Annotated in this window: 25 protein-coding genes; 6 read left to right on the top strand and 19 right to left on the bottom strand. The window is 73.3% G+C overall.

The genetic code is table 11. The features are described 5' to 3' along the window. Window positions 1-15: 15 nt before the first annotated feature. From ACWGKI_RS04105 to ACWGKI_RS04115, 3 genes are all read right to left on the bottom strand, one after another. Window positions 16-1,281 carry an ABC transporter substrate-binding protein gene (locus tag ACWGKI_RS04105; RefSeq protein WP_380245462.1) on the bottom strand — a complete coding sequence of 422 codons (1,266 nt, stop codon included), beginning with the start codon at window positions 1,279-1,281 and terminating at the stop codon, window positions 16-18. A 47-nt stretch (window positions 1,282-1,328) separates the two neighbouring features. After that, window positions 1,329-2,492: a DUF4185 domain-containing protein gene (locus ACWGKI_RS04110; RefSeq protein ID WP_452184910.1), complete on the bottom strand. Its 1,164-nt coding sequence runs from the start codon at window positions 2,490-2,492 to the stop codon at window positions 1,329-1,331. 92 nt (window positions 2,493-2,584) lie between these two features. Continuing rightward, window positions 2,585-3,286, bottom strand: a complete 702-nt coding sequence (locus ACWGKI_RS04115) for a FadR/GntR family transcriptional regulator (protein ID WP_380245460.1) — start codon at window positions 3,284-3,286, stop codon at window positions 2,585-2,587. 149 nt (window positions 3,287-3,435) lie between these two features. Between ACWGKI_RS04115 and ACWGKI_RS04120 the strand changes: the two genes are divergently transcribed. Together ACWGKI_RS04120 and ACWGKI_RS04125 are read left to right on the top strand one after the other, a co-directional pair. Beyond that, window positions 3,436-4,038 carry a DoxX family protein gene (locus tag ACWGKI_RS04120; RefSeq protein ID WP_452184912.1) on the top strand — a complete coding sequence of 201 codons (603 nt, stop codon included), beginning with the start codon at window positions 3,436-3,438 and terminating at the stop codon, window positions 4,036-4,038. A 139-nt stretch (window positions 4,039-4,177) separates the two neighbouring features. Beyond that, complete coding sequence (locus tag ACWGKI_RS04125) at window positions 4,178-4,933, top strand: GNAT family N-acetyltransferase (RefSeq protein ID WP_452184914.1); 756 nt, start codon at window positions 4,178-4,180, stop codon at window positions 4,931-4,933. Between the two features lie 5 nt (window positions 4,934-4,938). On the opposite strand, the gene ACWGKI_RS04130 is transcribed toward ACWGKI_RS04125, so the two are convergent. Further along, on the bottom strand, window positions 4,939-5,457 hold the full coding sequence (locus tag ACWGKI_RS04130) for a gamma carbonic anhydrase family protein (RefSeq protein ID WP_380241319.1): 519 nt from the start codon (window positions 5,455-5,457) through the stop codon (window positions 4,939-4,941). A gap of 116 nt (window positions 5,458-5,573) precedes the next feature. Here ACWGKI_RS04130 and ACWGKI_RS04135 point away from each other — a divergent pair, with 116 nt between their 5' ends. Further along, the gene (locus ACWGKI_RS04135; protein ID WP_452185027.1) at window positions 5,574-6,302 is read left to right on the top strand and encodes a GTP pyrophosphokinase; all 729 of its coding nucleotides are present in this window, start codon (window positions 5,574-5,576) and stop codon (window positions 6,300-6,302) included. Here ACWGKI_RS04135 and ACWGKI_RS04140 read toward each other — a convergent pair. The 5 genes from ACWGKI_RS04140 to ACWGKI_RS04160 form a co-directional block, all read right to left on the bottom strand. After that, entirely contained in the window at window positions 6,286-6,951 is a 666-nt protein-coding gene (locus ACWGKI_RS04140; RefSeq protein ID WP_452184916.1) for a hypothetical protein, read from the bottom strand. The genes ACWGKI_RS04135 and ACWGKI_RS04140 overlap by 17 nt on opposite strands. Window positions 6,952-7,092: 141 nt before the next feature. Beyond that, a complete protein-coding gene (locus tag ACWGKI_RS04145; protein ID WP_452184918.1) occupies window positions 7,093-8,883 on the bottom strand; it encodes a beta-galactosidase in 1,791 nt (596 codons plus the stop codon). 93 nt (window positions 8,884-8,976) lie between these two features. Beyond that, window positions 8,977-10,320, bottom strand: a complete 1,344-nt coding sequence (locus tag ACWGKI_RS04150; protein WP_452184920.1) for an ABC transporter substrate-binding protein — start codon at window positions 10,318-10,320, stop codon at window positions 8,977-8,979. 69 nt (window positions 10,321-10,389) lie between these two features. Further along, a complete protein-coding gene (locus ACWGKI_RS04155; protein WP_380241311.1) occupies window positions 10,390-11,304 on the bottom strand; it encodes a carbohydrate ABC transporter permease in 915 nt (304 codons plus the stop codon). Window positions 11,305-11,307: 3 nt separating this feature from the next. Then, window positions 11,308-12,129, bottom strand: a complete 822-nt coding sequence (locus ACWGKI_RS04160) for a carbohydrate ABC transporter permease (protein ID WP_380241323.1) — start codon at window positions 12,127-12,129, stop codon at window positions 11,308-11,310. Window positions 12,130-12,378: 249 nt separating this feature from the next. Between ACWGKI_RS04160 and ACWGKI_RS04165 the strand changes: the two genes are divergently transcribed. Beyond that, the gene (locus ACWGKI_RS04165) at window positions 12,379-13,428 is read left to right on the top strand and encodes a LacI family DNA-binding transcriptional regulator (RefSeq protein ID WP_380241309.1); all 1,050 of its coding nucleotides are present in this window, start codon (window positions 12,379-12,381) and stop codon (window positions 13,426-13,428) included. 58 nt (window positions 13,429-13,486) lie between these two features. Here the strand turns inward: ACWGKI_RS04165 and arfB are convergent, their stop codons facing one another. Beyond that, on the bottom strand, window positions 13,487-13,924 hold the full coding sequence (gene arfB, locus ACWGKI_RS04170; RefSeq protein WP_380241306.1) for an alternative ribosome rescue aminoacyl-tRNA hydrolase ArfB: 438 nt from the start codon (window positions 13,922-13,924) through the stop codon (window positions 13,487-13,489). Window positions 13,925-13,973: 49 nt separating this feature from the next. On the opposite strand from arfB, the gene ACWGKI_RS04175 reads away from it, so the two are divergent. After that, window positions 13,974-14,879 (top strand): aminoglycoside phosphotransferase family protein, encoded by a 906-nt coding sequence (locus ACWGKI_RS04175; protein ID WP_452184923.1) that lies wholly within the window; start codon window positions 13,974-13,976, stop codon window positions 14,877-14,879. A 30-nt stretch (window positions 14,880-14,909) separates the two neighbouring features. Here the strand turns inward: ACWGKI_RS04175 and ACWGKI_RS04180 are convergent, their stop codons facing one another. From ACWGKI_RS04180 to ACWGKI_RS04210, 7 genes are all read right to left on the bottom strand, one after another. Next, window positions 14,910-15,392: a hypothetical protein gene (locus tag ACWGKI_RS04180; RefSeq protein WP_452184925.1), complete on the bottom strand. Its 483-nt coding sequence runs from the start codon at window positions 15,390-15,392 to the stop codon at window positions 14,910-14,912. After that, window positions 15,389-17,902, bottom strand: a complete 2,514-nt coding sequence (locus tag ACWGKI_RS04185) for a molybdopterin oxidoreductase family protein (RefSeq protein ID WP_452184927.1) — start codon at window positions 17,900-17,902, stop codon at window positions 15,389-15,391. Before ACWGKI_RS04185 ends, ACWGKI_RS04180 begins: the two co-directional genes overlap by 4 nt. A 67-nt stretch (window positions 17,903-17,969) precedes the next feature. Next, on the bottom strand, window positions 17,970-18,227 hold the full coding sequence (locus tag ACWGKI_RS04190) for an acyl carrier protein (RefSeq protein ID WP_380241297.1): 258 nt from the start codon (window positions 18,225-18,227) through the stop codon (window positions 17,970-17,972). 153 nt (window positions 18,228-18,380) lie between these two features. Further along, a complete protein-coding gene (locus ACWGKI_RS04195; RefSeq protein ID WP_452184929.1) occupies window positions 18,381-19,691 on the bottom strand; it encodes an APC family permease in 1,311 nt (436 codons plus the stop codon). Between the two features lie 79 nt (window positions 19,692-19,770). Beyond that, window positions 19,771-20,871, bottom strand: coding sequence for an FUSC family protein (locus ACWGKI_RS04200; RefSeq protein ID WP_452184931.1), 1,101 nt, complete (start codon window positions 20,869-20,871; stop codon window positions 19,771-19,773). 107 nt (window positions 20,872-20,978) lie between these two features. Next, a complete protein-coding gene (locus ACWGKI_RS04205) occupies window positions 20,979-22,040 on the bottom strand; it encodes a glucose 1-dehydrogenase (protein WP_452184933.1) in 1,062 nt (353 codons plus the stop codon). Further along, the gene (locus tag ACWGKI_RS04210) at window positions 22,037-22,711 is read right to left on the bottom strand and encodes a PAS and ANTAR domain-containing protein (RefSeq protein ID WP_452184935.1); all 675 of its coding nucleotides are present in this window, start codon (window positions 22,709-22,711) and stop codon (window positions 22,037-22,039) included. The genes ACWGKI_RS04205 and ACWGKI_RS04210 overlap by 4 nt, the downstream gene beginning before the upstream one ends. 511 nt (window positions 22,712-23,222) lie before the next feature. Here ACWGKI_RS04210 and ACWGKI_RS04215 point away from each other — a divergent pair. Further along, window positions 23,223-24,167 carry a universal stress protein gene (locus tag ACWGKI_RS04215; protein WP_452184937.1) on the top strand — a complete coding sequence of 315 codons (945 nt, stop codon included), beginning with the start codon at window positions 23,223-23,225 and terminating at the stop codon, window positions 24,165-24,167. Here ACWGKI_RS04215 and ACWGKI_RS04220 read toward each other — a convergent pair. Continuing rightward, window positions 24,142-24,750, bottom strand: a complete 609-nt coding sequence (locus ACWGKI_RS04220) for a CBS domain-containing protein (RefSeq protein ID WP_380241284.1) — start codon at window positions 24,748-24,750, stop codon at window positions 24,142-24,144. The two genes, ACWGKI_RS04215 and ACWGKI_RS04220, sit on opposite strands and share 26 nt — an antisense overlap. A 514-nt stretch (window positions 24,751-25,264) precedes the next feature. Next, window positions 25,265-26,293: an Acg family FMN-binding oxidoreductase gene (locus ACWGKI_RS04225; RefSeq protein ID WP_452184939.1), complete on the bottom strand. Its 1,029-nt coding sequence runs from the start codon at window positions 26,291-26,293 to the stop codon at window positions 25,265-25,267. Window positions 26,294-26,390: the final 97 nt, after the last annotated feature.

The following is a 26,390-nucleotide window of genomic DNA, read 5'->3' on the forward strand; positions in this document are numbered from 1 at the left end:
ACGTGGTGCGCGGGCTCAGCCCTGGTCGGCCCAGTACTTGTCGGCCTCGTCCTGGAGGCGCTGCAGCCCCGGCTGCGGGTCGGGCGCGTTGGTCACGAAGTCGCCGAAGATCTCGGTCGACAGGGTGTAGACCGGCAGCGGGTTGGCCTCGAGGTAGCGCTGCTGGATCGTGTAGTCGCCGCCGTTGACCTGGTCCACCAGCTTCTGCAGCTCAGGGTCCTCGACCTTGACGTGCGGGTTGAAGGACACGTCGCCGCGCGAGGACGACCAGGCGCTCTGCGCGTCGTCGCTCATCCACCACGCGCTGTAGTCCAGCGCCTGCTGCTCGTGCTCCGACCCCTTCCCCACGCACAGCGGGCCGGTCTCCAGGACCATCTGGTTGCCCGAGGCCGGGTTCATGCTCGGCATGGTGAAGATGCCGTAGTCGTCTCCGGACTTCGCGCCCACGTCGGTCAGCTGGCCCGTGAGGAAGGTCCCGAAGTAGGCCATCGCGACGTCGCCGTTCTTGAGCATCGTCTGCGGGTCCGTCGTGACGCCCGGGTCGTTGTAGTAGCCGTCGTCGATCATCGACTTCCACTGGTCCATCACCTCGACGACCTTCGGGTCGAGGTAGGACGCGTCGCCGGTCTGCAGGCCCTGGTAGACGTCGGGCGCGTTCCCGGCGAGCAGCGCCTGGAACCAGGCGAACTCGAAGATGATGTTCATCTGGTGGAACGGCGTGACGCCCGCGGCCTTCAGCTTCTTCGCCGCGTCCATCATCTCCGCGAAGGTGGTCGGCACCTCGATGCCGTTGTCGGCGAAGACCTTCTTGTTGTAGTAGACGGCCCAGTACGCCACGTTCAGCGGCACGCAGTACTGCTTGCCGTCGTACGTGTAGTTGTCCTTCAGGCCCGGGGGCACGAGCCCGTCGGCCTCCGCCTTCGTCCACAGGTCCGTGGTCTCGGCGACCAGGCCCTGGTCGACGAGGTCGGCCAGCTGGCTGCCGGTGTGCCACGTGAACAGGTCGGGCACCTTCTTCGTGCGGAACGACTGCTTGATGAAGCTGTCGTACGCGGTGGCGTCGGAGTAGCCGGTGAAGTCCAGGGTGGTGCCCTGCGCCTTGGACGCGTCGTTCATGTCGTCGAAGCTGGGCTCCCAGGCGGCCTTGTCCGTGTAGAAGCCGAGCGTGACGTCGCCGCCGGCGTCGTCGCCGCCCCCGCCGCCGTCGTCGCTCGAGCAGGCCGCCAGGCCGAGAGCCAGGGACGCCACCGTGGCGCCGGCCAGGATCCGGGAACGCTTCATTCGTCTCACCTCGTCGTGATGGGTCATGGGTCGTAGGTCGTGGGTCGTCAGTGCTGGACGTCGAGCGTGATCTCGACGAACCGGGGGCGGTAGATCGACACGTCCGCGTACAGGTCGTCGGGGTCCACGGAGTTGACGTTGTAGGTCACCAGGAGCGTGTCGTCGTCGCGCAGCTCGGGGTGCTCGTGGGCGTTGTACGCGATGACGTCCGGGTCGCCGTAGGTGCCCCACGCGCCGACCTCGGGCATGCGGTGGATCGTCGCGCCGCCCGTGAACGGGCCGGTGGGCGAGCACGAGACGTACGCCTTGATCTCGTTGCTGAACGGCACCGACGTGTCCTGGGTGACCAGGAGCCAGCCGTCGCGGTAGGGCGTCACGCTGTACTCGTTCGCGACGCCGGACATCACCCGGGCGGACGCGGCCTCGTCGCGCACCCACCGCTCGCCGTCCCAGTAGCGCCAGCGCGCGGTGGCGGCGAGGTCGCCGCCGAGCACCTTGGCGACGTGCATGAACTTCTCGGCGCCGCGGTCCTCGACCCCGTAGACGAGCACGTCTCCGCCCGACCGCTGGTACCAGGACGCCCACTGGACACCGGCACCCGACGGCAACGGGTCCACCGAGGTCACCTGCCAGGTGTCGGTGTCGAGGGTCGCCACCGACGACCCGCTCCAGCCCCAGTCCCAGGTCCCGGTGCCGAACCGCGCGAACTCCAGCACGCCCACCTGCAGGTCGCCCGGCCGCGTCGTCAGGCCCGCGCCGAACCAGTGCCAGTCGCCGTCGGGGTCGGGGCCGACGATGCTCTCCGGCGCAGCGGGGGTGCCGCCCGTGACGGTCGAGAGCGTGTCACCGTCCTGGAGCACGATCGAGTTGTTGAGGAAGGGCGTGGTCTGCGGCCGGCTGCCGTCGGCCTCCACCGGCCCCAGGAAGGTGTCCGAGAAGATCCACGCCGACCTGCCGTCGCGCAGCGGGACGGAGTACGTGCTGTCCGCGCCCGTCCAGCCGGCGCCGGAGTCGCCGTAGGACGAGAACGTGTCCTGGAGCGGGGAGGGTGCCGTCGCCGTCGCCGTGACGGTGGCGCCGTCGAGCGAGCAGCTGCGCGCGGCCGCTGCGGGGACCGCGGCCGCGGCGGGGACCGCGGTCGTGAGGCCGGCGGCCAGGGTGAGGCCGCACGCCAGCGTGGCGGCCATGGCGTTCCTGCGTGTCGAGTCCATCGTCATCACTCCGTCGTGATCGTGGTGGTCCGTGGGTGGGCGTGACAGTGCGGTGCGGTGCGCTTGCGGTGGAGTGCGGTGCGGGCCGGTCGTCAGGGCTGCGCCGCAGCGATGGCGGCCACCACCTCGGTGAGGTGCGCGTGCATCAGGTCGGCGACGGCGTCCGGCCGGCCCTCGGTCACGAGACGCACCAGCTCGGCGTGCTCCTCGTAGTCGGACTCGGGGTCGCCGTGCAGCGCGAGGATCCGGCGCTGGTCCTCGGCGTGCAGCAGCAGGATGACGTCGAGCACCTCCGACAGGATCGTGTTCCCGGCGGCGTCCGCCACGGCTCGGTGCAGGTCGACGTTCACCCGCCAGAGCCGGTCCGCCCCGGTCTCGAGGCACTCGCGGGCCTCGGCCAGGAGGTCGGCCAGGCGGGCGAGCGCCGTGGGCTCGCGCACGACCGCCGCCTGGCGGGCGATGGCGGGCTCGATCACGGCGCGGGCCTGGATGAGCGTGATCAGGCGGTCCCGGTCTGCGGGCGGCGCGACCGCGTTGGGCAGGACGCTGCGGTGATAGTTCTCTCCGACGTAGATGCCGGAGCCGTGCCGGAAGGACAGGATCCCCATCCCCTCGAGCCGGCGCAGCGCCTCGCGCATCGTCGGCACCGCGACGCCGAACCGCGCCGCCAGGTCACGCTGCGGGCCGATGCGCTCGCCTGCGACGAGCCCCTCGTCGCCGATCAGCTGGATCACGGCGTCCGCGAGGGTCCCGCTGAGGGTGGGGCGCGGGACCTGCCCCGACTCCGTCGTCATGAGAAGTGATCTAATCACTTACTCACTGGAAGCGGAAGGGGTTACGACCGGGCGAAATCTGGGCCGCCCCGCATCGGCGGCCACGACGCGTCCTCTCTCATGGGGCGGCCACCGTGGCCGCGCACCGACTCCCGGAAGAGAGCACCACCATGTCCGTCTCCACCTCGACCCACCGCAACGCCGCCGCACGCCGCACCGCCACGGCCCCGGCGTCCCCCGACAACGCGGCCCCGACGGCGGCGCAGGCCGCTCCCGTGCGCGACGTCGCGAGGCCGCGCCGGGTCGTCGAGCAGATGGCCCTGCGCGCCGACGTCGCCGTGACCGCCCTCGCGCGCTTCCTCACCCGGTGGTCGGTCCCCGCCCTGCGGGTGGCGCTCGGCCTCGTGTTCCTCGGCTTCGGGGTGCTGAAGTTCTTCCCCGGCGCCAGCCCTGCCGAGGAGATCGCCGCCCGCACCGTGGAGACCCTGACGTTCGGCCTGGTGCCGGGCGCTGCGGCCGTGCTCCTGACCGCCGTCATGGAGACCTTCATCGGTCTCACCCTGCTGTCCGGCCGGTTCCTGCGCGTGGGCCTCCTCGTCCTGGCCGTGGCGATGGTCGGCATCCTGTCCCCGGTCGCGCTCTTCGGCGACGAGCTGTTCGGCCACGGCATGACCCTGCTGGGCCAGTACGTGCTCAAGGACGTGGTCCTCGTCGCGGGCGCCGCCGTCGTCGCCGCCGGCGCTCTCGGAGCCCGGCTGCGGCTGGACGCCTGACGGCACGTGCGGCGCGCCCCGGCCGGTCTCCGGCCGGGGCGCCGCCGTGCGCGGCACACCTCACAGCACGCCCCCGGCGAAACGGGCGTCGTGACGGCGCGGCGAGCGTCTAGGCTGCCACGGCCTGACAGGAGGACCGATGACCACCACGACCACCCCGACCGGCCCGACGGACGCGGCCCAGGCCCCCCGACCGGGACCGGCCCCCGCCGCGTCCGAGTCCGTCCTGGACAACCCTCGCTGGTCCTCGCTCACCGGCGTGCATGCTCACCTGGCCGAGGGCAACGAGCTGGCGCTGCGCTATCCCCCCGACGTCTCGCCGTTCGCGGGCGTGCGCTCGTGGGACGAGCCGGACGTGTGGGACGCCGTCGTGGACCTCGTCGGCCCTGGCGCCGAGTTCCCGACCCCGCCCGCCGACGTCGCCCTGCCCGCGGGGTGGGAGCGGGTCGCCCTGCACCAGGGGGTCCAGCTCGTCGAGACCGAGGCGCTGCGCACCCGTCCCGACCCCGAGGCCGTGGTGCTCGGCGCGGACGACGTGCCGGACATGCTGGCGCTCGTCGAGCGGTCGCGGCCCGGCCCCTTCCTGCCGCGCACCTACCTCATGGGCCGCTACGTGGGCGTCCGCCGCGAGGGCCGCCTCGTCGCCATGGCCGGCGAGCGGCTCCAGCCGACGGGCTGGACGGAGATCAGCGCGGTGACGACCGACCCGGACCACCGCGGCCAGGGCCTCGCCACGCGCCTCGTGCTCGACGTCGCCCACCACGTCCGCGAGCGCGGCGCACGGGCGATGCTGCACGCGGCAGGCGACAACGCCCACGCCATCCGGCTCTACGAGAACCTCGGCTTCCGCCTCCGCGGGCACACGACGTTCGGCGTCGTGCGCACCCCTTCCTGACGAGGTCAGCCCACCGAGCGCCGGTGCCGCTCCGCCAGCTCGCGGTACTCGATCGCGTTGCGACGGACGCGCTCGGCACCCTCGGGGTCGAGCTCCCCGCGGTCCTTGGCCGGCACGCCGACCGCCAGGTGGCCGGCGGGGATCTCCTGCCCCTCGCGCACGAGCGCCCCGGCCGCGACGAACGCGCCCTCGCCGACGACCGCGTTGTTGAGCAGGGTGGCACCCATCCCCACGAGGCTCCCGTCGCGGACGGTCGCGCCGTGGATGATCGCGCCGTGGCCCACGCCCACGCCGGCGCCGATCGTCGCGGGCACGCCCGTGTCGGTGTGGACCACGCAGTTGTCCTGGAGGTTGGAGCCCTCGCCCAGCACGATCGCGTCCATGTCGCCGCGCAGCACCGCCCCGTAGAACACGCTGGCGTGCGCCTCGATGCGCACGTTCCCGACGATCGTCGCCGTCGGGGCGACCCACGCCGTGGGGTGGATGTCGGGAGTGTGACCGTCGAAAGGAAGCACCGTCGCCATGCCCAGGACCCTACCGGGGCGCCGCGCCGTCTACCGTGGAGGGCGTGAGCCAGAACGTCGACAGCCGACCCGCGGGCGAGCCCGCCCCCGAGCACCACTCCCCCGAGGCCGCTGAGATCCGGACGCTGGTGGACCAGCTGCGACGGCTCGTGCTCACCTACAAGTTCGGCATCGACGAGGTCATGACCAAGATCTCGATCCTGCGCGACGAGTTCCGGCACATGCAGAACTACAACCCGGTGGAGCACGTGAGCTCGCGGCTCAAGTCGCTGGAGTCGATCGTCGCCAAGTGCCGCCGCAAGGGCATCCCCCTGACGCCCGACGGCGTCCGCGAGCGGATGTTCGACGTCGCGGGCGTGCGTGTCACCTGCAGCTTCGTCTCGGACATCTACAAGGTGCGGGACATGCTGCTCAACCAGGCCGACCTCACGATCCTGGAGGAGCGCGACTACATCGCGCACCCCAAGGCCAACGGGTACAAGTCCCTGCACCTCATCGTGCAGGTGCCCGTCTACCTGTCGGACCGGGTGGAGGAGGTCGTCGTCGAGATCCAGCTGCGCACCATCGCGATGGACTTCTGGGCCAGCCTGGAGCACAAGATCTACTACAAGTACGCGCGCGACGTGCCCCGGCACCTCACCGACTCCCTCAAGCTCGCCGCCGACGTCGCCGCGTCCCTCGACAGCTCGATGGAGCGGATCCACGACGAGGTGAAGGCCATCGCCGGCGAGGACGAGCCGGTGGAGCAGCGCGACTCCCTGCTCACCCCCGAGGAGATGCTCCGCAACTTCTGGAGCGCCGCCGAGGTCGAGGGGGACGCCCTGCGCGTCACCCGCGAGGGCTGAGCGGCCCCGGACCCGCCTCCGCCGCGCGCCGCGACAGGAGCGCGGCCACGAGGAAGCAGCCGGCACCGACGAGCGTGCCCGTCGTCGACCACCACGGGCTGAGGTCCGCGTCCGTGCCCGGCGCGACGTACGCGCCCACCGCCGACGCCGCGAACGCCACCGACCCCGCCAGGTTCAGCCAGGTGCCGTGCCAGGTCCGGGCGTCGCGGTCCCACAGCCGGCCCCGGTCCGCCGTCGCGACCAGAGCCAGGCCGCTCGAGACGAGGAACGCGGCCGAGCCGAACGCGTCCGGACGCCACCCGGCGCCGACGTCGCCCGGGGTCGCGACGGCCGCCGCCAGCGCCATGGTGGTGCTCACGTTGAACAGCAGCGTGCCGAGCAGCTGCACCGCGGCGGACCACCAGTCCCACCGGTCCGCCGGCGCCGTGCCCGGCCCCGGCGGACGCCGGCCGCTGAGCGCGAGCTGCACCACGGCCGCCGCGGTGAACAGGACGGCACCCACGACGAACGTCGCCCCGGTGCCGACGGCGCCGGCCCACGCCGCGTAGGCGGGCAGCGCCCCGACAAAGAAGCAGACCGACCCCGCCGAGAAGCCCCACGCCTCGCGGCGCAGACGGCGGTCCCGCGTGCCCCGCGCGCTGGTCGCCATCGCACCACCCCACGTCGTGGCGAGGATCACCCTGCGCCGTGCTGCCCCCGGCGACGCGAGCCTACGTCCGCGCGGCGGGTCGCGCGGGGCGAGAGGAGCACGGGCGGCGCCTCACCGCCGCGTCGGGGGCCCTGATGGCGCTCAGGCCTCCGTCGGCCCGAGGTCGGGCGTCGCGACGAACCGGGCTCGTGGCGCGGCCGCGCCGTGCAGCTCGAGCAGCACCAGCTCGTTGCCGTCGGCGCGCAGCAGCGGGCCGGGCACGTAGAGGGTGCCGGTCGGGCCCTGGCTGGAGTACCGGCCCAGCAGTTCACCGTTGACCCAGGCGAGGCCGCGGGTCCAGCCGTCCAGACGCAGGAAGTGGTCGGCGCCCGCGACCGTCGAGAACGTGCCGCGGTGGAACGACGGCCCGGCGACCGGAGCGACGTCGTCGCCCGCCGGTCCCCAGTCGTCGCCGTCCGCCAGGAGCGCCGGGGCGTCGTGGAGCCGCAGCGGCACGGCCTCCCAGTCGGTGAGCTCGCGAGTGGCGGTGCGCACCGTCCCGACGATCCCCTTGGCCTCGCCGATCCGGGCACCGTAGTTCACCCGCCCGCGGTCCTCGACGAGCAGGGTCAGCGTGCCGGCGCGCCGGGGCAGCGGCAGCGACCAGGCGTGGGTGGTGCGGTCCAGCACGCCCACCGGGTCGCCGTCGAGCGCCACGACGGCGCGGTCGCGCACCTCCTGCGCCACGAGGACCGCGTCGTCCGCCCGGACGCGCGTGCCGTACAGCACGAAGCCCGACCACTGCCGCAGGTCGTCCATGGTCGGGGGCTGCGCGGCCGACGTCCGCACGGGCCGCCCGGACACCCGGTCCAGGACGCCGTCGAGCGCCACGCGCCGGTCGAGGACGACGTCGAGCTCCGGGGCGGGGTGCGGCGGCGTCGGCACCTCGTCGGGCACGGGCGCGTGCTTCGCGATCACCGCGCGCAGGGCGTGGAACTTCGCGGTCGCCGCGCCGTGCTCGGACAGCGGGGCGTCGTAGTCGTACGACGTGGTGATGGGCAGGTACGTCCCCTTGTCGTTCGCCCCGTTGGTCAGGCCCAGGTTGCTGCCGCCGTGGAACATGTAGAGGTTGACCGACGCTCCCGCACCGAGCAGGTCGTCGAGGTCGGCGGCGGTGGCCTCCGGGGTGGTGACGTGGTGCTCCAGCCCCCACGAGTCGAACCAGCCGTCCCAGAACTCGGTGCACATCAGCGGCCCGGTGGGCTGGTGCCGACGCAGCACGGCCAGCCGCTCGAGGGACCGGGAACCGAAGTTCGCCGTCTTGTGCAGCTCGGGCAGCCCGCCGAGCGACAAGTGCTCGTCGTCGGCCTGGTCGCACGTGAACAGGGGCACGTCGATCCCCTGCGCGCGGGTCAGGTCGACCAGCGCGCGCAGGTAGCGCGCGCGCTCGTCGGTGGGGACGCCCGGGTAGGCGCCGTACTCGTTCTCCACCTGCACCAGGAGCACCGGGCCGCCGCGGGTCACCTGCCGCTCGGCGACGACCGGCAGCAGGTGGGCGTAGTACGTGCCGATGGCCGCCAGGAACGCGGGGTCGTCCCGGCGCACCCCGGCCCGGCCGTCGGCGAACAGCCACGCCGGCAGCCCGCCGCCGTCCCACTCGGCGCAGATGTACGGGCCGGGTCGCACGATCGCGTGCAGTCCTTCCGCAGCCACGAGGTCGAGGAAGCGGCCCAGGTCGCGGCGCCCGGTGAGGTCGAACTCGTCGGGCTGCGGGGCGTGGAAGTTCCACGGGACGTACGTCTCGATGGTGTTCAGCCCCATCAGCCGCGCCTTGCGGACCCGGTCGGCCCACTGGTCGGGATGCACGCGGAAGTAGTGCAGCGCTCCGCTGACCACCTGGAAGGGGCGTCCGTCGAGCAGGAAGTCGCGCTCGCCGATCTCGAACGTGGGCATGGGGTGACGAGGCCTTTCGTGGCGGGGGTGCGCGGCGGGCGCAGGGCGGCGGCGGGGCGCGCTCCGCCCCGCCGCCGGGTCACGCGGTCGGGCTCACTTGTTGACGGTGAAGCCCTGGCCGTTGCCGTACGTGACGGACTGCTCCTGCCAGGCGGCGAGGCCGTCGGTCAGCGTCGTGCCGGAGACGTACGCCTGGCCCACCGTGTCGTTGAAGACGGAGTTCGCGTAGACCTGGAAGGGCAGGTACTGCCAGCCGTCCACCACGTGGGCGGCGGAGTCGGCGAGCACCTCGTTGATCTTCTGGCCGCCGAAGTACTCCGAGGTGGTGCCGCGGAACGCGTCCGACTCGAGGTCGGCCGTCGTCGCGGGGAACGCGCCGCCGTCGATCCGGGTCTGCACGCCGTCGCCGTGCGTGGCGTAGTCGACGAAGGCGTAGGCGAGCTCGGCGTTCTTGCTGGCGGCCGGCACGGTCAGCGAGGACCCCCCGTTCTCGGCCGACGCGTGCTGCCCGGCCTCCCACTGCGGCATCTCGGCGACGCGCCACTTGCCCTTGCCCTGCGGCACCCCGGACTCGAGGTTGGCGGGCATCCACGCCCCGATGGTCAGCGAGGCGATGGTGCCGTTGCCCAGCCCCTGGTACCACTCGTCGCTCCAGGAGCCGACGGGCGCGAGCAGGTCCTCGTCGAGGAGCTGCTGCCAGACGTCGGTGAACGTCTTCGTGCCCTGGTCGCCCGCGAAGTCGACGGTCACGTCGGTGCCGTCGACCTGGTACGGGTGCCCCCCGGCCTGCCAGATCATGCTCGTGGTGAACCCGGCGTCGCCGATGTCGTTGGCGATGTACGCCTTCGGGTCCTTCGCATGGATGGTCCGGGCCGCCTCGAGGTACTCCTCCCAGGTGGTGGGCACGTCGACGCCGTACTTGTCGAAGACGTCCTTGTTGTAGAAGAGCGCCATCGGGCCCGAGTCCATCGGCAGGCCGTACACGCCGTCGCCGCTGTGCACGGCGTTCCACGGGCCGGTGCTGAACGTGCCGTCCAGGTCGCTCGCGCCGAGGGGTCCGAGGTCGGTCAGCGCCTCGGAGATGGCGAACTGCGGCACGGCGTAGTACTCGATCTGCGCGACGTCGGGCACGCCGTCGCCGGCGGCGACCGCGTTCTGCAGGGCGGTGTACTCGTCGTTCGCGGTACCGACGTTCTCCAGGTTCACCGTGACGTTCGGGTACTTCGCCTCGAAGTCCTTCACGACGCCCTCGAGCGTGGGCTCCCACGCCCAGACGGTGATCTCGCCGCCCTTCTCCAGCACCGAGGCGGTGTCCACGGGGGCGGCGTCGCCGCCGCCAGGGCCGCTGTCCTCGCCGGAGCCGCAGGCGGCCAGGCCGAGGGCCAGCACCCCGGCGAGGGCGGTGCCACGGATCAGGTGGCGGGATCGTGCGTTCATGGGTGTCCTCACTTCATCGTCAGACGGGTGTCACGGAAGGTCGTGCGAGGGGGCAGGGCGGACGAGCCGTCATTCCTTGACGGACCCGGCCGCCAGGCCGGACTGCCAGTAGCGCTGCAGCAGCAGGAAGGCGGCCACGAGGGGCAGGATCGTGAGCAGGGCACCGGTGATCACGAGGTTGAAGATCGCCTCGCCGCCGGCGGTCGCGGCCTGCGCGTTCCACGCGTTGAGGCCGAGCGTCAGGGGGTACCAGGAGGAGTCGCGCAGCATGATCAGCGGCAGGAAGTAGTTGTTCCAGGTGGCGACCATGGTGAACAGGAGCACGGTGACGATCCCCGGCGCGAGCAGGGGCAGGCTCACGCGGAAGAAGGTGCGGAACTCCCCCGCGCCGTCGATCCGGGCGGCCTCGAGCAGCTCGCCCGGCACGGCCTCGGCGGCGAAGGTCCACATGAGGTAGAGCCCGAACGGCGAGATCAGCGACGGGATGATGACCGCCCAGGGCGTGTTCGTCAGGCCCAGCTGGCTGAACATGAGGAACGTCGGCACGGCGAGCGCCGTGCCGGGCACGGCCACCGCGCCGATCACGAGGGCGAACACCCCCCGCTTGCCGGGGAAGTCGAACTTCGCCAGGGCGTAGCCGCCCAGGACGGCGAGGAAGGTCGCGCCGCCCGCGCCGACGACCACGTACAGGACGGTGTTGGCGAACCAGCGCACGAAGACGCCGTCGTCGTAGGTCAGCGTGGCGGTGACGTTGTCCCACAGGGAGAAGGAGTCGCCGAACCAGAGCCCGAACGAGGAGAACAGGTCGGCCTGCGTCTTGGTGGCGTTGACGAGCAGCCACACGAGCGGCACCAGCGAGTACACCAGCACGACGGCGGTGAGCACGGTGAGCAGGGTGCTGCGCCGAGGACGGGCGACGGAGTGGTGGCGCGGGGTGCGCAGGCGCGGGGCGGGCCGGGCGGGGGCGGCGGTCAGCGTCGACACGGGTCACGGCTCCTTGCGCATGCCGCGCAGCTGGACCACGTAGGCGATCACCATGGTGATCAGGCCCATGATGATGGCCACGGTCGCGGAGTAGTTGTACTGCTGCCCGGAGAACGACAGCGAGTAGGCGTACAGGTTGGGGGTGTACGACGTGGTGATGGCGTTCGGCGCCAGCGACTTGAGGATGCTCGGCTCGTTGAAGAGCTGGAAGCTGCCGATGATCGAGAAGATCGTGGCGATGACGAGCGCGCCACGGATGGCGGGCAGCTTGATGGCACCGATGACGCGCCACTGGCCGGCGCCGTCGATCTCCGCCGCCTCGTACAGCGAGTGCGGCACCACGCGCAGCGCGGCGTAGAAGATCAGCATGTTGTAGCCCACGAACTCCCAGGTCACGATGTTGCCGATCGACGCCAGGACGAGGTCGGGCGACAACGGGTTCGGCAGGTGGGTCCCGAGGGCGTCGTTGAGGTTGCCGACCAGGCCGAACCGGGTGCCGTACATGAAGCCCCACATGAGCGAGGCGACGACGGCCGGCACGGCGTAGGGCATGAAGATCGAGATGCGGAAGAAGCTCTTGCCGTAGAGGCGGCCGCTGTCGATGGCGAGGGCCACGAGCAGCGCGACGCCGAGCATGATCGGCACCTGCACCAGGAGGAACAGGGCGACACGGCCCAGCCCCTCCCAGAACTGCGGGTCGGCGAGCGCCTGCGCGTAGTTGTCGAGGCCCACGAACGTCGTGCCGCCCACCATCTGCGTGCGGAACACCGACAGGTACAGCGAGTAGACGATCGGCGCCAGGAACACGAGCGCGAACACGAGCATGAACGGGCCGACGAACGCCCACCCGGTCCAGCGCCGGCTGCTGCGGCGCAGCACGGGCACGGTGGGCGGCGAGGATGCCGGAGCGACAGCGGTCACGGAGCAACTCCCAGGGTGCGGGCCGAATGTTTACGTAAACATCCTGGCCGCATTAGAGTGTCGCGAGGCGGCGGGAGATGTCAAGCCCCGCCGTCCGACCTGCACGGCGACGCCGCCGACGCGGGCGACGGCCGAGGTCACGAGAGGGCAGGGATGGTCGACACGAACGGTGCGCCCCAGGCGCAACCCCGCGGCCGCTCGCGGACGGCACCGTCGATGGCGGAGGTCGCCGCGCTGGCCGGCGTCTCCTCCCAGACCGTCTCGCGCGTCTCGATGGGGCTGGACAACGTCCGGCCGGCCACCCGCGAGCGTGTCCTCGCCGCGATGGCGGAGCTCGGTTACGCCCCCAACACCGCCGCCCGGGCGCTGCGCTACGGCAGCTTCCGGACCATCGGCGTGATCGCGCACCGCCTGGCGCGCACGGGCGAGTCGCGCACCGTCGAGGCCGTGGTCGAGGCCGCGCGCGCCGAGGGCTACACCGTGACGATCGTCGACGTCGAGAGCCCCTCCCCCGACGACGTCTCCGCGGCCGTCGCCCGGCTGTCCCACCAGGCCATCGACGGGCTCGTCATCGTGCGCGCCGAGTCGGCCACCCCCGACACGCTCGCCCTGCCCGCCCAGCTGCCCGTGGTCGTGTCCGACTCGCGGTTCGTCGGGACCCATCCCGCCGTGCGCGCCGACCAGACGGAAGGCACCCGGCTGGCCGTCCAGCACCTGCTCGACCTCGGGCACCGCACCGTGCACCACGTCGCCGGGCCCGACGACTCCCTGCCGGCGCAGAGCCGGATCGACGCCTGGCGCGCCACGCTGCAGGAGGCCGGGCGGCAGGTCCCCGAGCCGCTGCACGGCGACTGGTCCGCGCGGACCGGCTACGCCGCCGGTGCGACGCTCGCCGCCGACCCCGACGTCACCGCAGTGTTCTGCGCGAACGACGAGACGGCCGCCGGCGTCCTGCACGCCCTGCACGAGGCGGGTCGGCGGGTCCCGGACGACGTGTCCGTCGTCGGGTTCGACGGCATCACGCTCGCCGAGCACCTGTGGCCGCCGCTGACCACGGTGGAGCAGGACTTCGCACGCATCGGCAGCAGCCTCGTCGACCTGCTGCTGCGCCAGGTGCGCGACGGCGTCGACCTCAGCGGCACCCACGAGACCGTGCCCGTGCACCTGACCGTGCGGCAGAGCACCGGCCCCGCGCCGCGGTAGGCCCCCTCAGCCCCTCGGCCCGCTCGGCTCGGCCGCCTCAGCCCGGGTGCGGGGCGCCTCAGTCCAGGGGCGGGCGGCGCATCTTCTTGACCCCTGCGCGCCGCTTCTTGGCGTCGATGCGGCGTGCGACGGAGCCGCGGGTCGGGCGCGTCGCGCGCCGGTGCGGCCCCGGGGGCGCGAGCGCGTCGGCGACGAGCGCAGCCAGCCGCGTCCGCGCCACCTCGCGGTTCCGCAGCTGCGCGCGATGCTCGGACGACGCCACGGTGAGGACCCCGGACACGAGCCGGCGCCCCAGCCGCTCGACGAGGCGCGCACGCTGCGCGTCCGTCAGCGCCCTGGAGGCGGCGACGTCCCACGACAGCTCCACCCGCGAGTCCGCGGTGTTCACGCCCTGGCCACCTGGCCCGGACGACCGGGAGAACCGCCACGTCAGCTCGGGCTCGGGGACGACGAGCGCGGAGGTCACGCGCAGTCCGGGGCGGGGGTCACGGGGCACCCGGCCATCATGCCTGGCTCGGCCGCCGCCGGCGCTACCCTGGCTGCCCATGACCGAGCCCGAGTCCGAGTCCGAGGTCACCGCCGACCTCGTCCGTGCCCTGCTGCGCGAGCAGCATCCCGACCTGGCCGAGCTGCCCGTGCAGGAGGTCGCGGGCGGCTGGGGCAACCAGATGTGGCGCCTCGGGAACGACCTGGCCGTCCGGATGCAACGGATGGACACCTCCGCCGACCTGCAGCTCAAGGAACGGCGCTGGTTGCCCGTCCTGGCCCCGCGTCTGCCGCTCGCGGTCCCGCGGCCGGTGCGGGACGGTGCGCCGTCCGCGCGGTTCCCCAAGGTCTGGACGGTAATGACGTGGGTGGCGGGCACGCCGCTGGACCAGGGCCGGATCACGCGCGGCGACCACGCGGCCGACACGCTGGCCGCCTTCCTCGCAGCGCTGCACGTGGAGGCACCCGTCGAGGCCCCCGGCGCCTCGGACTTCGGCGCGCACCCCCGGGAGTGCACCGACGGGTTCGAGCACTTCCTGCGTTCCGTCGACCTCGACGGCGTCGCCGAGGTCGACGTCCGCGCGGTGTGGCAGGACGCGGTCGCAGCTCCCGCGTGGGACGGCCCGCGGGTCTGGGTGCACGGGGACCTGCACCCCGCGAACGTCGTCGTGCGCGACGGCACCCTCGCGGGCGTCGTCGACTTCGGCGCCCTCTTCGCCGGCGACCCGGCCTGGGACCTGGCGGCCGCGTGGCTGCTGCTTCCAGCAGGCGGCGCCGCCCGGTTCTTCGAGGGCTACCCGCGCGCGGACGAGGCGACCGTCCGCCGGGCTCGCGGGCTCGCCGTCATGAAGAGCCTGTTCCTCCTGCTGATGGGGCAGAACGGGGACCGGGGACTGCCCGGCGGCAAACCGGAGTGGGGTCCCGCAGGCAAGGCGTCCCTGGCACGGGCCCTGGCGGGTCGCTGACCGGGCAACGGCGGGACGGGGACCGGCCGGTCAGGCCAGGAGCGCCTGGGTCGACAGGACCTTGATCTGCGCGTTCGCCCATCGCAGCTGGCGCAGCGTCTGCGGGTGGCACTGCTGGCAGACGGCGAGGAGGTCGGGGTCCCGGGCGCCTTGCGCGGCCTGCGCGACCATCTCCCACTCCGTCGAGACGCCGTAGGCCTTCATGGCGGTCTCGCGCAGGTCGCGGAGCACCAGCAGCTCCCCCGACCGCATGCGGCCCACCAGCTCGCTGCCCTGCTCGAGCAGGCGGCGCGCCCCGTCCGCCCGGTCGCGCGGCTCCGGGTCGAGCTCCTGTCCGTAGCGGTGCGCGATCGCGGCGACCGCCCGCACGTGGTCCTGCGACCAGCGCGCGAGGAGCCGGCCGGTGTGGAACAGCTCCTGGTCCGCCTGGTGCCGCGCGGCGACCCGCAGCAGCTCGTGCGCGAGGTCGTCCTCGGACGCGTGCAGCCCGCGCAGTGCCAGCCCGATCTTCATCGTGCTCCGTCCGTCGTCGCGGAGAGGTCCTCGTCGCTGAGGGCGCGGACGCCGCCGGCGGTGGGCGGCACGTCACCGGCGACCGGCGCGGAGCCCGTGGTGGTCGGCGCGGCGGACGGCGACCCGTCCCCGCCGCGGAGCCTGCGGACCGCGGCCGCGGCCGTCTTGAAGAGGGGCTGCTTGGAGGCGGGGTCCCAGGCCGTCATGGTGAGCTCGTTCGCGGCGCGGCCCGGTGGTTCGCCCGGCCTGCCATCAGACCCTGCACCCGACCCTGCACCCGACCCTGCACCGGGCCCTGCGGAGCCGAGGTCCCAGTACCCGTAGTGGAAGGGCAGGAAGGCGACGCCCGGGCGGATGCCGCTCACCCGCACGCGAGCCTCGACCCTGCCGCGGGGCGTGGTCACCTCGGCGAGGTCGCCCTCCGCGAGGCCGTACGTACTCGCGTCGGTGGCGGAGAGCTCGACCCACACGTCCGGCGCGGCGTCCTGGAGCTGAGGGGCCCGCCCCGTCTTGGTGCGCGTGTGGAAGTGGTAGAGCGTGCGCCCGGTGATCAGCCAGAGCGGGAAGTCCTCGCCGGGCTCCTCGACGGGCGGCAGGTACTCCGCCGCCTTGAGCACGGCCTTGCCGTCCGGGTTGAGGGCACGGTACTCGGTGGGTTCGAGCGGGGCGCCCGTGACCAAGTCGCGCCCGTAGCTCTCGCACCGGTCCGGGTCGGCCCAGAACGCGCCGTCCGCGTACAGGCGCTGGGTGCCGTCGGGCGCGTCGTCGGTGCACGGCCACTGGATGCCGCTGCCACCCCGGAGCTTCGCGTACGACAGGCCGGAGTAGTCGCAGAGCCGACCCCGCGAGCACTCCTTCCACGCCTCGAAGGCCTCCTCCGGCCCGGTCCACGGCACGAGGGGTCGCCCGTCCTTGTCCTGCAGGTCCATCCGCCGTGCGAAGTCGACGAAGATGTCGAGGTCCGGGCGCGCCTCCCCGGGCGGGTCGACGGCCTTCTCGGACAGGTGGACGGTGCGGTCGGCGTTGGTGAACGTCCCGGTCTTCTCGCCCCAGGTCGCGGCGGGCAGGACGACGTCGGCCAGCTGTGCCGTCTCCGACAGGAAGGCGTCCTGGACCACCAGGAACAGCCGCTCCTGGGACAGCACGGACCGGATCCGCGCGAGCTCGGGCAGCGAGACGGCCGGGTTGGTCGCCTGCACCCAGAGCATCCGCACCGACCCCTCCTCCGCGTACCGCATCATCTGCATGAGGTGGGTGGGCGGCCCGTAGTGCGGGATGTCCGCCGGATCGACGTTCCACACGCGCGCGAGGTCGGCCACGTGCGCGTCGTTCGACCAGTTGCGAAACCCGGCCAGGTCGCCGTCGGCGCCGCACTCCCGGGTGTTCTCCGCCGTCGGCTGGCCGTTCATCTGCAGGATCCCGGCCCCCGGGCGCCCGAGCATGCCGCGCACGACGTGCAGGTTGTTCACCTGCACGGCGGCGGCCGTCGCCTGGTGCGACTGGTAGAACCCCTGCAGCACCGTGGACAGCAGCCGCTCGGCCGTGCCGACCAGGCGGGCGGCGGCCCGCAGGTCGTCCGCCGCGACGTCGCAGATCCGGGCGACCACCTCGGGCGGGTAGTCCGCCACCTGCCGCTCCAGCTCGTCGAACCCGACGGCGTGCGCGTCGACGTACGCCCGGTCGACCCACCCGTGCGCGAGCACTTCGTGGAGCAGCCCGTTCATCAGCGCGACGTTGGTGCCCGGGCGGGGCGCGAGATGGACCGTGGCCGCGCGGGCGACCGGGGTCGCGCGCGGGTCCACGCACAGGACCTGCGGGGGCCGTGGGCCCGCCAGGCGGTCGAGCACCCGGGACCACAGCACCGTCTGCGTCTCGGCCACGTTGTGCCCGAAGAGCGCGATGGCGTCGGCATGGTCCACGTCCGTGTAGGAGCCGGGCTGCCCGTCGCAGCCGAACGACTCCTTGAGCGCCTCGGCCGCCGTCGCCGTGCACAGCCGGGTGTTGCCGTCGACGTGGTTGGTGCCGATCCCCCCGTGCGCGACGAGCGCCAGCGTGTAGTACTCCTCCAGGAACAGCTGACCGGAGGTGTAGAAGCCGATCGCGGAGGGACCTTGCTCGTCGAGGAGGGACTGCGTCCGGCCGACCACCCGGCCCATCGCCTCGTCCCACGTCGCCTCCACGAGACGGCCGTCGCGGCGCACGAGCGGCCGCGTCAGCCGGTCCGGGGAGGCGTTCGCCTGCCACCCGAAGAGGTCCTTCGGACCCAGGCGACCGTGGTTCACGCGGTCGACGGCCCTCCCCCGCACCCCCACGATGCGGCCGTCCTTCACCGCGATGTCGAGGCCGTCCCCGTTGGAGTGCAGCAGCGTCGCGGACTGCACCCAGCGGTCGACGTCGCCGGGCGAGACGCCGTCGTCGAGGAACGTGTCCACCCGGGTGGGCCACGGCTCGCCCGGGCCGTAGGGGGTCCGGGTCCCCCACGGCTCGGCGATCCGGTCGGTCGAGACCACCGTGTCGTCTCCTTCCTGCGACGTGCGTGCGCTCAGGTCTGCGGCATCTCCCCGTCGGTCAGGTCGGTCAGGCCGTGCCGCCCTGCGGCGACGTCGCCGACGTGCCGCCGTCCCCCGTGAGCTCGGCGATGAAACGGTGGCACTGCTGGGCACGCGCCGAGTCCTCGGACATCACCCGCTCGAAGAACTCCGCGATGTCGTCCTTGCCCGCGTTGCGGGCGTCGCGGACGTACTGCCCGTAGTCGTGGCCCGCCTTCAGCGCGTGGTACTGCACCGAGATCAGGTCGTAGGTGACGTCGTCGAATCCAGTCTCTCCGGTCGCCATGATGGTTCCTCCGCTCGCCGGGCTACCGGCGCTCGGCCGCCGGACTCGGCGGCAGGGTGCGGCCCCCTGCTGGACCTCCTCCCACCGTGCCAAGACGGGCCGTGCTCGCAACTCCCGGCCCACCGGGCGCGTTCACCGGCCGCGTCGGTACGGCTAGGCCCGGGCCCGCATCGTGCGACGCGTGACGAGGAAGACGACGACCCCGACCGCGAGCAGCGCGGCCGCCAGCAGCCAGTGCTGCGCCTCCTGCTGGGTGAGGAGCAGGAGGCACGAGGCGACCGCCAGCACGGGCAGCACGGTCGGGGCGCGGAAGTGGTCGTGCTCGACGTGGTCCCGGCGCAGCACCAGGACGGCGACGTTGGTCGAGAGGAACACGAAGAGCAGGAGCAGGACGACGGTCGAGGCCAGGTCGACCAGCTCTCCCGTCGCCGCGAGGACGACGGCGACCGCCGTGGTCGCCAGGATCGCGACGCCCGGCGTGCGCCGGCCGGGCAGCACCCGGCCGAGCGCCGCGGGCAGCAGGCCCTGGTGCGCCATCCCGTAGGCGAGGCGGCTCGTCATGATCATGGTGAGCAGGGCACCGTTGGCGACGGCGATGAGCGCGACGACCGCGAACAGCTCCGGCGAGACGAAGCCGGCGACGCGGACCACCTCCAGCAGCGGTCCGGAGGACTCGGCGAGCTCGGACGGGGCGACGACGGCGGGGGCCACGAACCCGAGGAGCACGTACACGGCCCCGGCGGTCGCGAGGGCTCCGAACAGTGCACGCGGATACACCCGGGAGACGTCCCGGACCTCCTCGGCCAGGTTCGCGGACGTCTCGAAACCGACGAACGAGTAGAACGCCACCAGCGCGCTGCCCAGCACGGCCAGGCCCACGGTGGAGTCCTCGGGCGGGGTGAACGCCCCGCTGAGGTCCGCGTCGCCGCGGCCGATCACCCACGCACCCAGGACGATGACGAGCACGAGGCCGGCGGACTCGATCACCGTCATCACGACGTTGGCGCGCAGCGACTCCTTGATGCCCCACGCGTTGACGAGCGCGACGACCAGCAGGAACACGACGGCGGCGGGCACCTGCGGGACGTCGAGGAACGCGGCCAGGTACTCGCCGGTGAAGGCCAGCGACAGCCCGGCGGCGCTCACCATGCCGGCGGACAGCATGCAGAACCCGACCAGGAACGCGACCAGCGGGCTGCCGTACGCCTTCTCGGCGAACACGGCCGAGCCGCCCGCCCGGGGGTACTTCGTGACGAGCTCGGCGTAGGAGAAGGCCGTCAGCATCGCCATCGCCAGCGCGACGAGGAAGGACAGCCAGACGAGGCCGCCGGCGTCGCCCGCCATCTCCCCGATGAGGGCGTAGACGCCGGCCCCGAGCACGTCGCCCAGGATGAACAGGTACAGCAGGGGCGCGGTCACCGCGCGGCGCAGGCCGGTCGACCCGGTGGTGGCTGTGCTCGTCATCGGGCGAGTCTGACGGCACCCCCTGGTGCACGCTCGCCGACGCGGCGCGAGCCCAGACGATCCCGGACCCCTGCCGCCCTCAGGTCTGCAGGACCTGGGCACCGCGTCGCAGGACGACGACGAGCGCGCTCGCCACCAGGTGGTCGTCGCCGCCCGACCGTGCGCTGGCCCGGCGCACCTCGTCGCGGAGCTCGTCGACGGCGTGGTCGAACCGCTCCGCCGCGGTCGGGTGCGAGACGTCGGCCGCGGCCTGCGGGTCGTCGTAGCCGGGGGCCCGCAGGGCAGCGGTGAAGGCGCGGAGCGTCGCGGCGAGCTCCGGACGCAACCGGGGTCCCAGCGGGACCTGCTCCCGGTCGGCGACCTCCCAGCCGGCGAGGAGCCGCACGAGCTCGTCGACCACCTCTGCCGTCGTGACGAGCACCTCGGCGCGACGCGCCTGCGTCGTGACCCGGTCGCCGTAGCGCCGTGCGCGCAGGTTGCCGCGCCTCGCCTCACCGGTGCGGGTGACCGCCCCCCGCGCGCCCTCGACGGTCGGCCACAGCGCGCGCCGTCGACGTTCCCACTCCTCGGGCTCGAGCGGCCCCTTGTCCTCGAGCCAGCCGGCGAGGTCGTCGAGCTCCCCCACGAGCGAGTCGCGCAGCGCGTCGAGCGCGACGTCGGACGGCGTGAGCAGCAGCGGCGGCAGCACGAAGTTGACCCCGATGCCGATGGCCGCGCCCACCACCACCAGGCCGGCGTACGCGCCGATGTACTCGGTGCTCTCCCCCTGGCCGAGGATCAGCACGAAGATCGCCGAGTTCGCCACCCACGACCCCATCTCCCCGAGCACGCGCCAGCCCGCGCACAGCAGCGCCACGCCGACCACGACCGCGATCGACAGGGCGTCCGGCGGCAGCACGGCGTCCGTGCCGACGGCGATCGCCGCACCGAGCAGCAACGCGCCGACGGTCTGCACCGACTCACGCACCGACCGCGCCAGCGTGCTCGTCGTCGCGACGACGGCCCCCAGCGGCGCGTAGTACGGGAACTCGGACCACGGGGCGGGCATCAGCGTCCCCACCACCCAGGCGAGCGCCGCGGCGACCGCCCCGCGCAGCGCCATGGACAGACGCGGGTGCAGCACCCAGGCACGATGCCACCGCTCGCGGACCTCACCCGCCAGGAGTCCGCGCTCTGGCACCAGCACCTCCTGGAAGACGACGACAGCTCCACGCCATCGTGGCCGCTGTGCCCCTGGTCGCAAGCGGGACGCGGTCTGTCAGGGTCGGGTGCCGATCCTGACGGCGATCACGCCCCGGCGTCTCGGAGGTCGATGGCGACCTTGATGTCGTCGTCGTGCGCGGTGAACGCCTCGGTCGCGTGCTCGAGGGGCACGCGGCGGGTCACGAGGCGACGCAGCCAGCCGACGTCGGCTCGTCCGAGCGCCTGCACGGCGCCGCGGTAGTGGTCGACGTTGGCGTTCACGGAGCCCACGACCGCGTCGTTCTCCAGGACGAGCTCGCGGTTCACGGCGCCCGCGTCGATGCGCAGCCGACGGCCGGCGGAGGTGACGCTCGTCAGGCAGGTGACGCCATAGGTCCCGGTGGCCGCGATCGCGTCGAAGACGACCGAGGTGGCTCCGGTCGCCTCGATCACGACGTCGGGGCGGATCCGCGCGGCGACCTCGTCGACCGGGTCGGCGTGGTAGGTGGCCCCCAGGTCGGCCACGATGCCGGGCTTGGGTCCGTCCGTGGCCCGGTCGAGCACGTGCACCTCCAGGCCCTGCTGCACGCCGAGCATGGCCGCCAGCAGGCCGATCGGCCCCGCTCCCGTCACGAGCGCCGTGCGCGGCTCGAACCATGCGCGCGACCCCACGGCCTGCACCTGCTGCCATGCCTTCACCACGACCGTGGTCGGCTCGAGCAGCATCCCGACGTCCTCGAGCGCGCGGTCGAGGCGGACCGCGAAGCGTGGGTCGACCGCCCAGCGCTCGCTCGCATAGCCGTCGAGCTCCTTGATCCCTCGCTCGGTGTACCGGCCGTTGCGACACATGTCGAACTGTCCCCGGGCGCAGGCCCCGCACGGCTCGGGGTCGGGGCGGCGCACCACCCCGACGACGAGGTCGCCCGCCGTGAACCCGCTGCCCTCCGGCGCGCTGCGGACCCGGCCCAAGGACTCGTGGCCGAGGACGAGCCGGTCCTGCCCGGGCGGTGGTGCACCGTACTCGCCGGCGGCGATCTCGCGGTCCGTGCCGCAGACGCCCACGGCGATGCCGTCGACGAGCAGCTCCCCGTCGGCGGGCCGAGGCTCGGGCACGTCCGTGACCGCGAGCGAGCCTTCCTTCTGCGGCACGATGGTCAACGCCCTCATCGGGCCTCCTCGTCGTCAGACGGTGCGCCCGCTACCTGGCGCAGCAGCTCCGCGACCACCGGGGCGTCGCCGTCGCCGTCGCCGTCGGTGAGGTGGTCGACGATGTCGTGGGCGAGCGCGCGGAGCGGCACGTTCGCCAGGTTGGACGCCCGACGCAGGACGTCGAACGCCTCGTCGATGCCGACCCCCAGGACGTGCGCCAGGATCCCCTTGGCCTGTTCGATCGCGGCGCGGTTCGCCGCTGACGCGCGGATGCTCGCGCTGGCGCGGGCGTCGGCCCGCAGGGCGACGGGGGCGGTCATGTCGACGAAGAAGCCCGTCAGCTCGGTCACGTCGCCGGCGCCGCCGTCGTGCCGCCCCTCCCCGACGATCGCGAGGGTGCGTTCCGTGCCGCTCGCGTCCATGATGCGGTGCACGCTGGCGAACGGTTCGCCAGAGATTCGAGCTTGCTCGAGGACCCGGCGGACGTGGTCCCGGTCCTCCGGGTGCTCGTGCGCCAGCAGCAGCGCCGTGGTCGGGACCACGTCGCCCGGCTCGAAGCCGTGGATGCGGAACGCCTCGTCCGACCACCACCACCGGTCGGCAGCCACGTCGTACCGGTACCGGCCGATGCTGCAGCGCGCACCCCGCGACAGACCCTGCCCGACCGGTGCCAGTCGTTCCGTCGTCATCGTCCGTCCTCCACTCGCGTGGGTGACCCCGGCAGGCCGCGTCTTGGCCCGTTCATGACAGTAGCCCCACGGCGCCGACCGTGGCCACGGTGCGCGGCACGCGGGCGGGGGCGAGCTCGTCCAGGCCGCCCCCACCCCGGTCGTCCCGGCCGGGCGGGCTGACGGCACAGGGTCCTCGGACCGGGTCACGTCAGGTACTGCGGCCCGCCCGCGGGGGGCCAACGGCACTGTCCGCGAGGCCCCGGCAGTGCCACCGTGGAGGTGTCGCACCCGCACGTGACCTGCGCGGTGCAGCAGCACCGCACGGCTGACGGACGACCTCGAGCGGAGAGGACACGACCGTGGACGAGCGAGAGCAGGACCGCCCACCACGCGTGACCGCGACCGGACAGGGGACGACCTCGACGTCGAGGTCGGGGCATCCCGTCGACAGCGCCGTCGACGCTCCCCAGGTCCCTGACGACGTGCGGTCGGCCGCCTGGCCGTCCCGACCCTCAGGAAGGACCACACCATGAACGCCGCCGAACACCCGGCCACGGTCGTCGTCGCCGTCGACGGGACGGAGCGCAGTGCCGGCGCCGTCCGGTACGCCGTCCACGAGGCACGACGACGCAGGACGGACCTGCGGGTCGTCCACGTCGCTCCTGCCACGTTGCCGGTGGGAGGCTCGATGCCGTACATGAACTATCCGCGCGAAGCCCTCGTCGACGTGGCGCGGGAGATCCTCGACAAGGCGGTCGCCGCCGCGCGGGAGTCCGCACCGGACCTCCGCGTGGACGGGGTGCTGCGCCAGGGCCGGCGGGTGGCAGAGCTCGTCGCCGCCGCCGCGCCGGGCAGCCTCCTGGTGCTGGGCCGTGAGACCCGGCACGGGATCGACCGGGTGTACGTCGGGAGCACCACCGCGGGCGTGGCCGCGCGCGCGACGGTGCCCGTCGCCGTCGTCGACCGCGACTGGCAGCCCTCGGAGCGCGGCCGCGTCCTCGTCGGCGTCGAGCCCGCGTCGGCAGAGGTCCTGGCGTACGCGTTCCCGCTCGCCGCCGCCCGGCACGCGCTGCTGCAGGTGAGGCACGTGTGGAAGGTGCCCGACCCCTATGCGGCCCTGGACCGCGAGCGGGCCGTGACCGGGGAGTGGGTCGTGGCGGCCACCCGGCTGCTCGAGTCGACCGTGGCCGACTGGCGGGACAGCTTCCCGGACGTCGAGGTCGAGATCGGCGTCGTCCCGGGCAGGCCGGCCCAGGAGCTCGTCGACGCCGCCGCGGGCGCGGACGTCCTGGTGCTCGCCCGGCGTCGGCGTGACCTCGAGCACCTGGGGCGCCTCGGCCCGACGACGCGAGCCGCTCTCGGGCACGCCGGCACCCCGGTGGAGGTCGTCCCGCTGACCGGCGTCCCGAGGCACGCGCCGCTCGTGCTGGAACGCTTCGGCGAGGTGCTCAAGAGCTGGCCGGAGAGTCTGTGACCACCGCGCGGACCCCCGCGACGGTCCGCGCGAGCGACGACCCCAGCCGGAGGTCCGCGGCGGAGCCGCCGACCAGGCGCACGGTGCCGTCCTCGACCGCGCACGTGCACCCGTCGAGGCCGGCGCCACGCAGCTGAGCCGTCACGTCGGCGGCGATCTGGGCGTCGGTGCGCGCGAGCGCGCGGACGACGTCGCTGCGGCTGAGCATCCCCACGACACGCGCACCGAGGACGACGGGCACGGAGTGGATGCCGCGGGCGAGCATGGTGCCGACGAGGCTCGCGACGTCCTGGTTCGGCACCGCGGTGACCACCGGGCGCGTCATCACGTCTCCGACCCGGACGGTGGGCCACGGGAGCCCGCGGTCCCCTGCGGCGTCCCGGCGCAGCGTCGACCTGGGGTCCCGGGCGACGCCGCTCGCCAGCAGGTCCCCCTCGCTGACGATCCCGACGAGACGGCCGTCGTGGTCGACGACGGGCATGGCCGTGATCGCCCGGTCGCCGAGAGCGCGCAAGGCGTCCTCGGCCCGGTCGTCCGGCCCGATGGTGGCGACGGCGGTGGTCATGATGTCGGCGGCCAGCACGGTGGACCTCCTGCCGGTTCGTGGACGGGCGGAAGGGCCCGTCCTGCACGCCAGGCTCGGCAGCCGCCGGAGGTCGGCCCGGACCACTGCACGAGCCAGCGACGCATCTGCGCCATGTCCCGCTGGAAGGCGCGGTCGAGGTCCTCGCCCGAGAGCCTGGTCAGGTCGCGCATCATCGGCCGGTACTGCGCCACGGGCTGCTCGGGATACCACTGCCGGAGCCATCTCTGCATCTGCCGGACCTGCTGGCCCTGGACCGCGACGTCGCCGCGCCGGGTGCCGCCGGCACCCGCCGGTGGCCCGAGCATGCCCCCTCCCGCGCGGGCCGGGACCATCATGGACTGCGACGTCCACCCCGTCCCCGCGTCGTGAGGGGCCGCGACCAGGAGCCCGAGGACGAGGCCCCCGCCTGCCAGGACGATCGCGCACGCGAGCGCGAGGACCGCGGGGATCCCGCCGCGGGAACGCCCATCGTGTGGAGTCCCGTGGCGTGAAGATCCATCGTGCGACCACCTCATGAGGACCTCCCGGTCCGGGTCTCGTCCCGGTCCGGCGCCGCACCCTGGTCGTGGGACCCGTGAGAGCCCGCGCGGATCACGTCGTCGGGCTCGCGGCGCGGCGTGAAGGGCGCTCCCGAGCCGTACCGGAACCGCAGCAGCACCTGCGCACGGGAGTCCAGGTGGAACGCCCGCTCGACCTCGGCACGCGTCGCGGGGTTCTCCAGCACGCGTGTCGCGAAGGATGCCTGGATCCCGCGTGTCGTGGCGACCAGGAGCATCCGTTCCAGGGCCTGGCCCGCGACCAGCCAGTGCCGCGGCCCGTCCTGCGGGGTCGTGAGGAGGGCGCTCGTGGCGCCGGTCTCGAAGGTGCGCGCCCCGCTGGCGACGTCGCGGTCGAGGGAGTGCTGATCGACGACGGACTCCCGGAACCACCCGCCCATCGCGTCGACGGGCACCCCGTCGACACGGTCCCGGGAGACGCCGAGCCAGCTCCGGTCCTGCGCGAGCAGGGCGTCGTCGCCGAGCGCGAGCGCCTCCGCCCTGCGCATGGCCGACACCAGGCGGCCTCGGGCCGCGTCGTGCGGGCCGAGAAGGACGACGTCGGCGTGCTCGAGCACGACGGCCCGGCGCAGTCGCTCGACGTCGGGGCTCTGCAGCGGCCGCGCGGCCGCACTGCCACGGACCGTGCGACGGCTCGTGAGGGCGCGGAAGAGGGCCGGGTCGAAGGTGCTCGGCGCACCGCGGTCATCGAGCGTGACCCGCGCCGCCAGCAGGAGGTCGTCAGGGTCGGGCGAGAGCTGGACGTGCGCGTCGAGGCCCTCGTGCGCCGCACCCACGCGCAGGTTCAGCAGGAATGCTCCGCAGCTGATGAACATCTCCCGCCCCTGCGGGTCGCAGCGGTCCAGCTGCCGGGACGGGTCGGCGCGCACCGTCAGGTGGCGGTGGTCCTCGACGTGCACCGACCACGGCTGCGTGTTGTGGACGCTCGGCGCGCGGCAGCCCGCTGCGACGATGCGCGCGATGCGCTCGTCCCTCGTGGTCATCGGACCTCGTCTCCGGTCGTGCTGCCGGGATGTCCCCCTGGCACCACCGTGCGGGCCCGACGGCGGACCGACCAGAGGCGAAGGACCAGGCGGCCCG

The sequence above is a fragment of the Isoptericola sp. NPDC055881 genome (genome assembly GCF_053615895.1).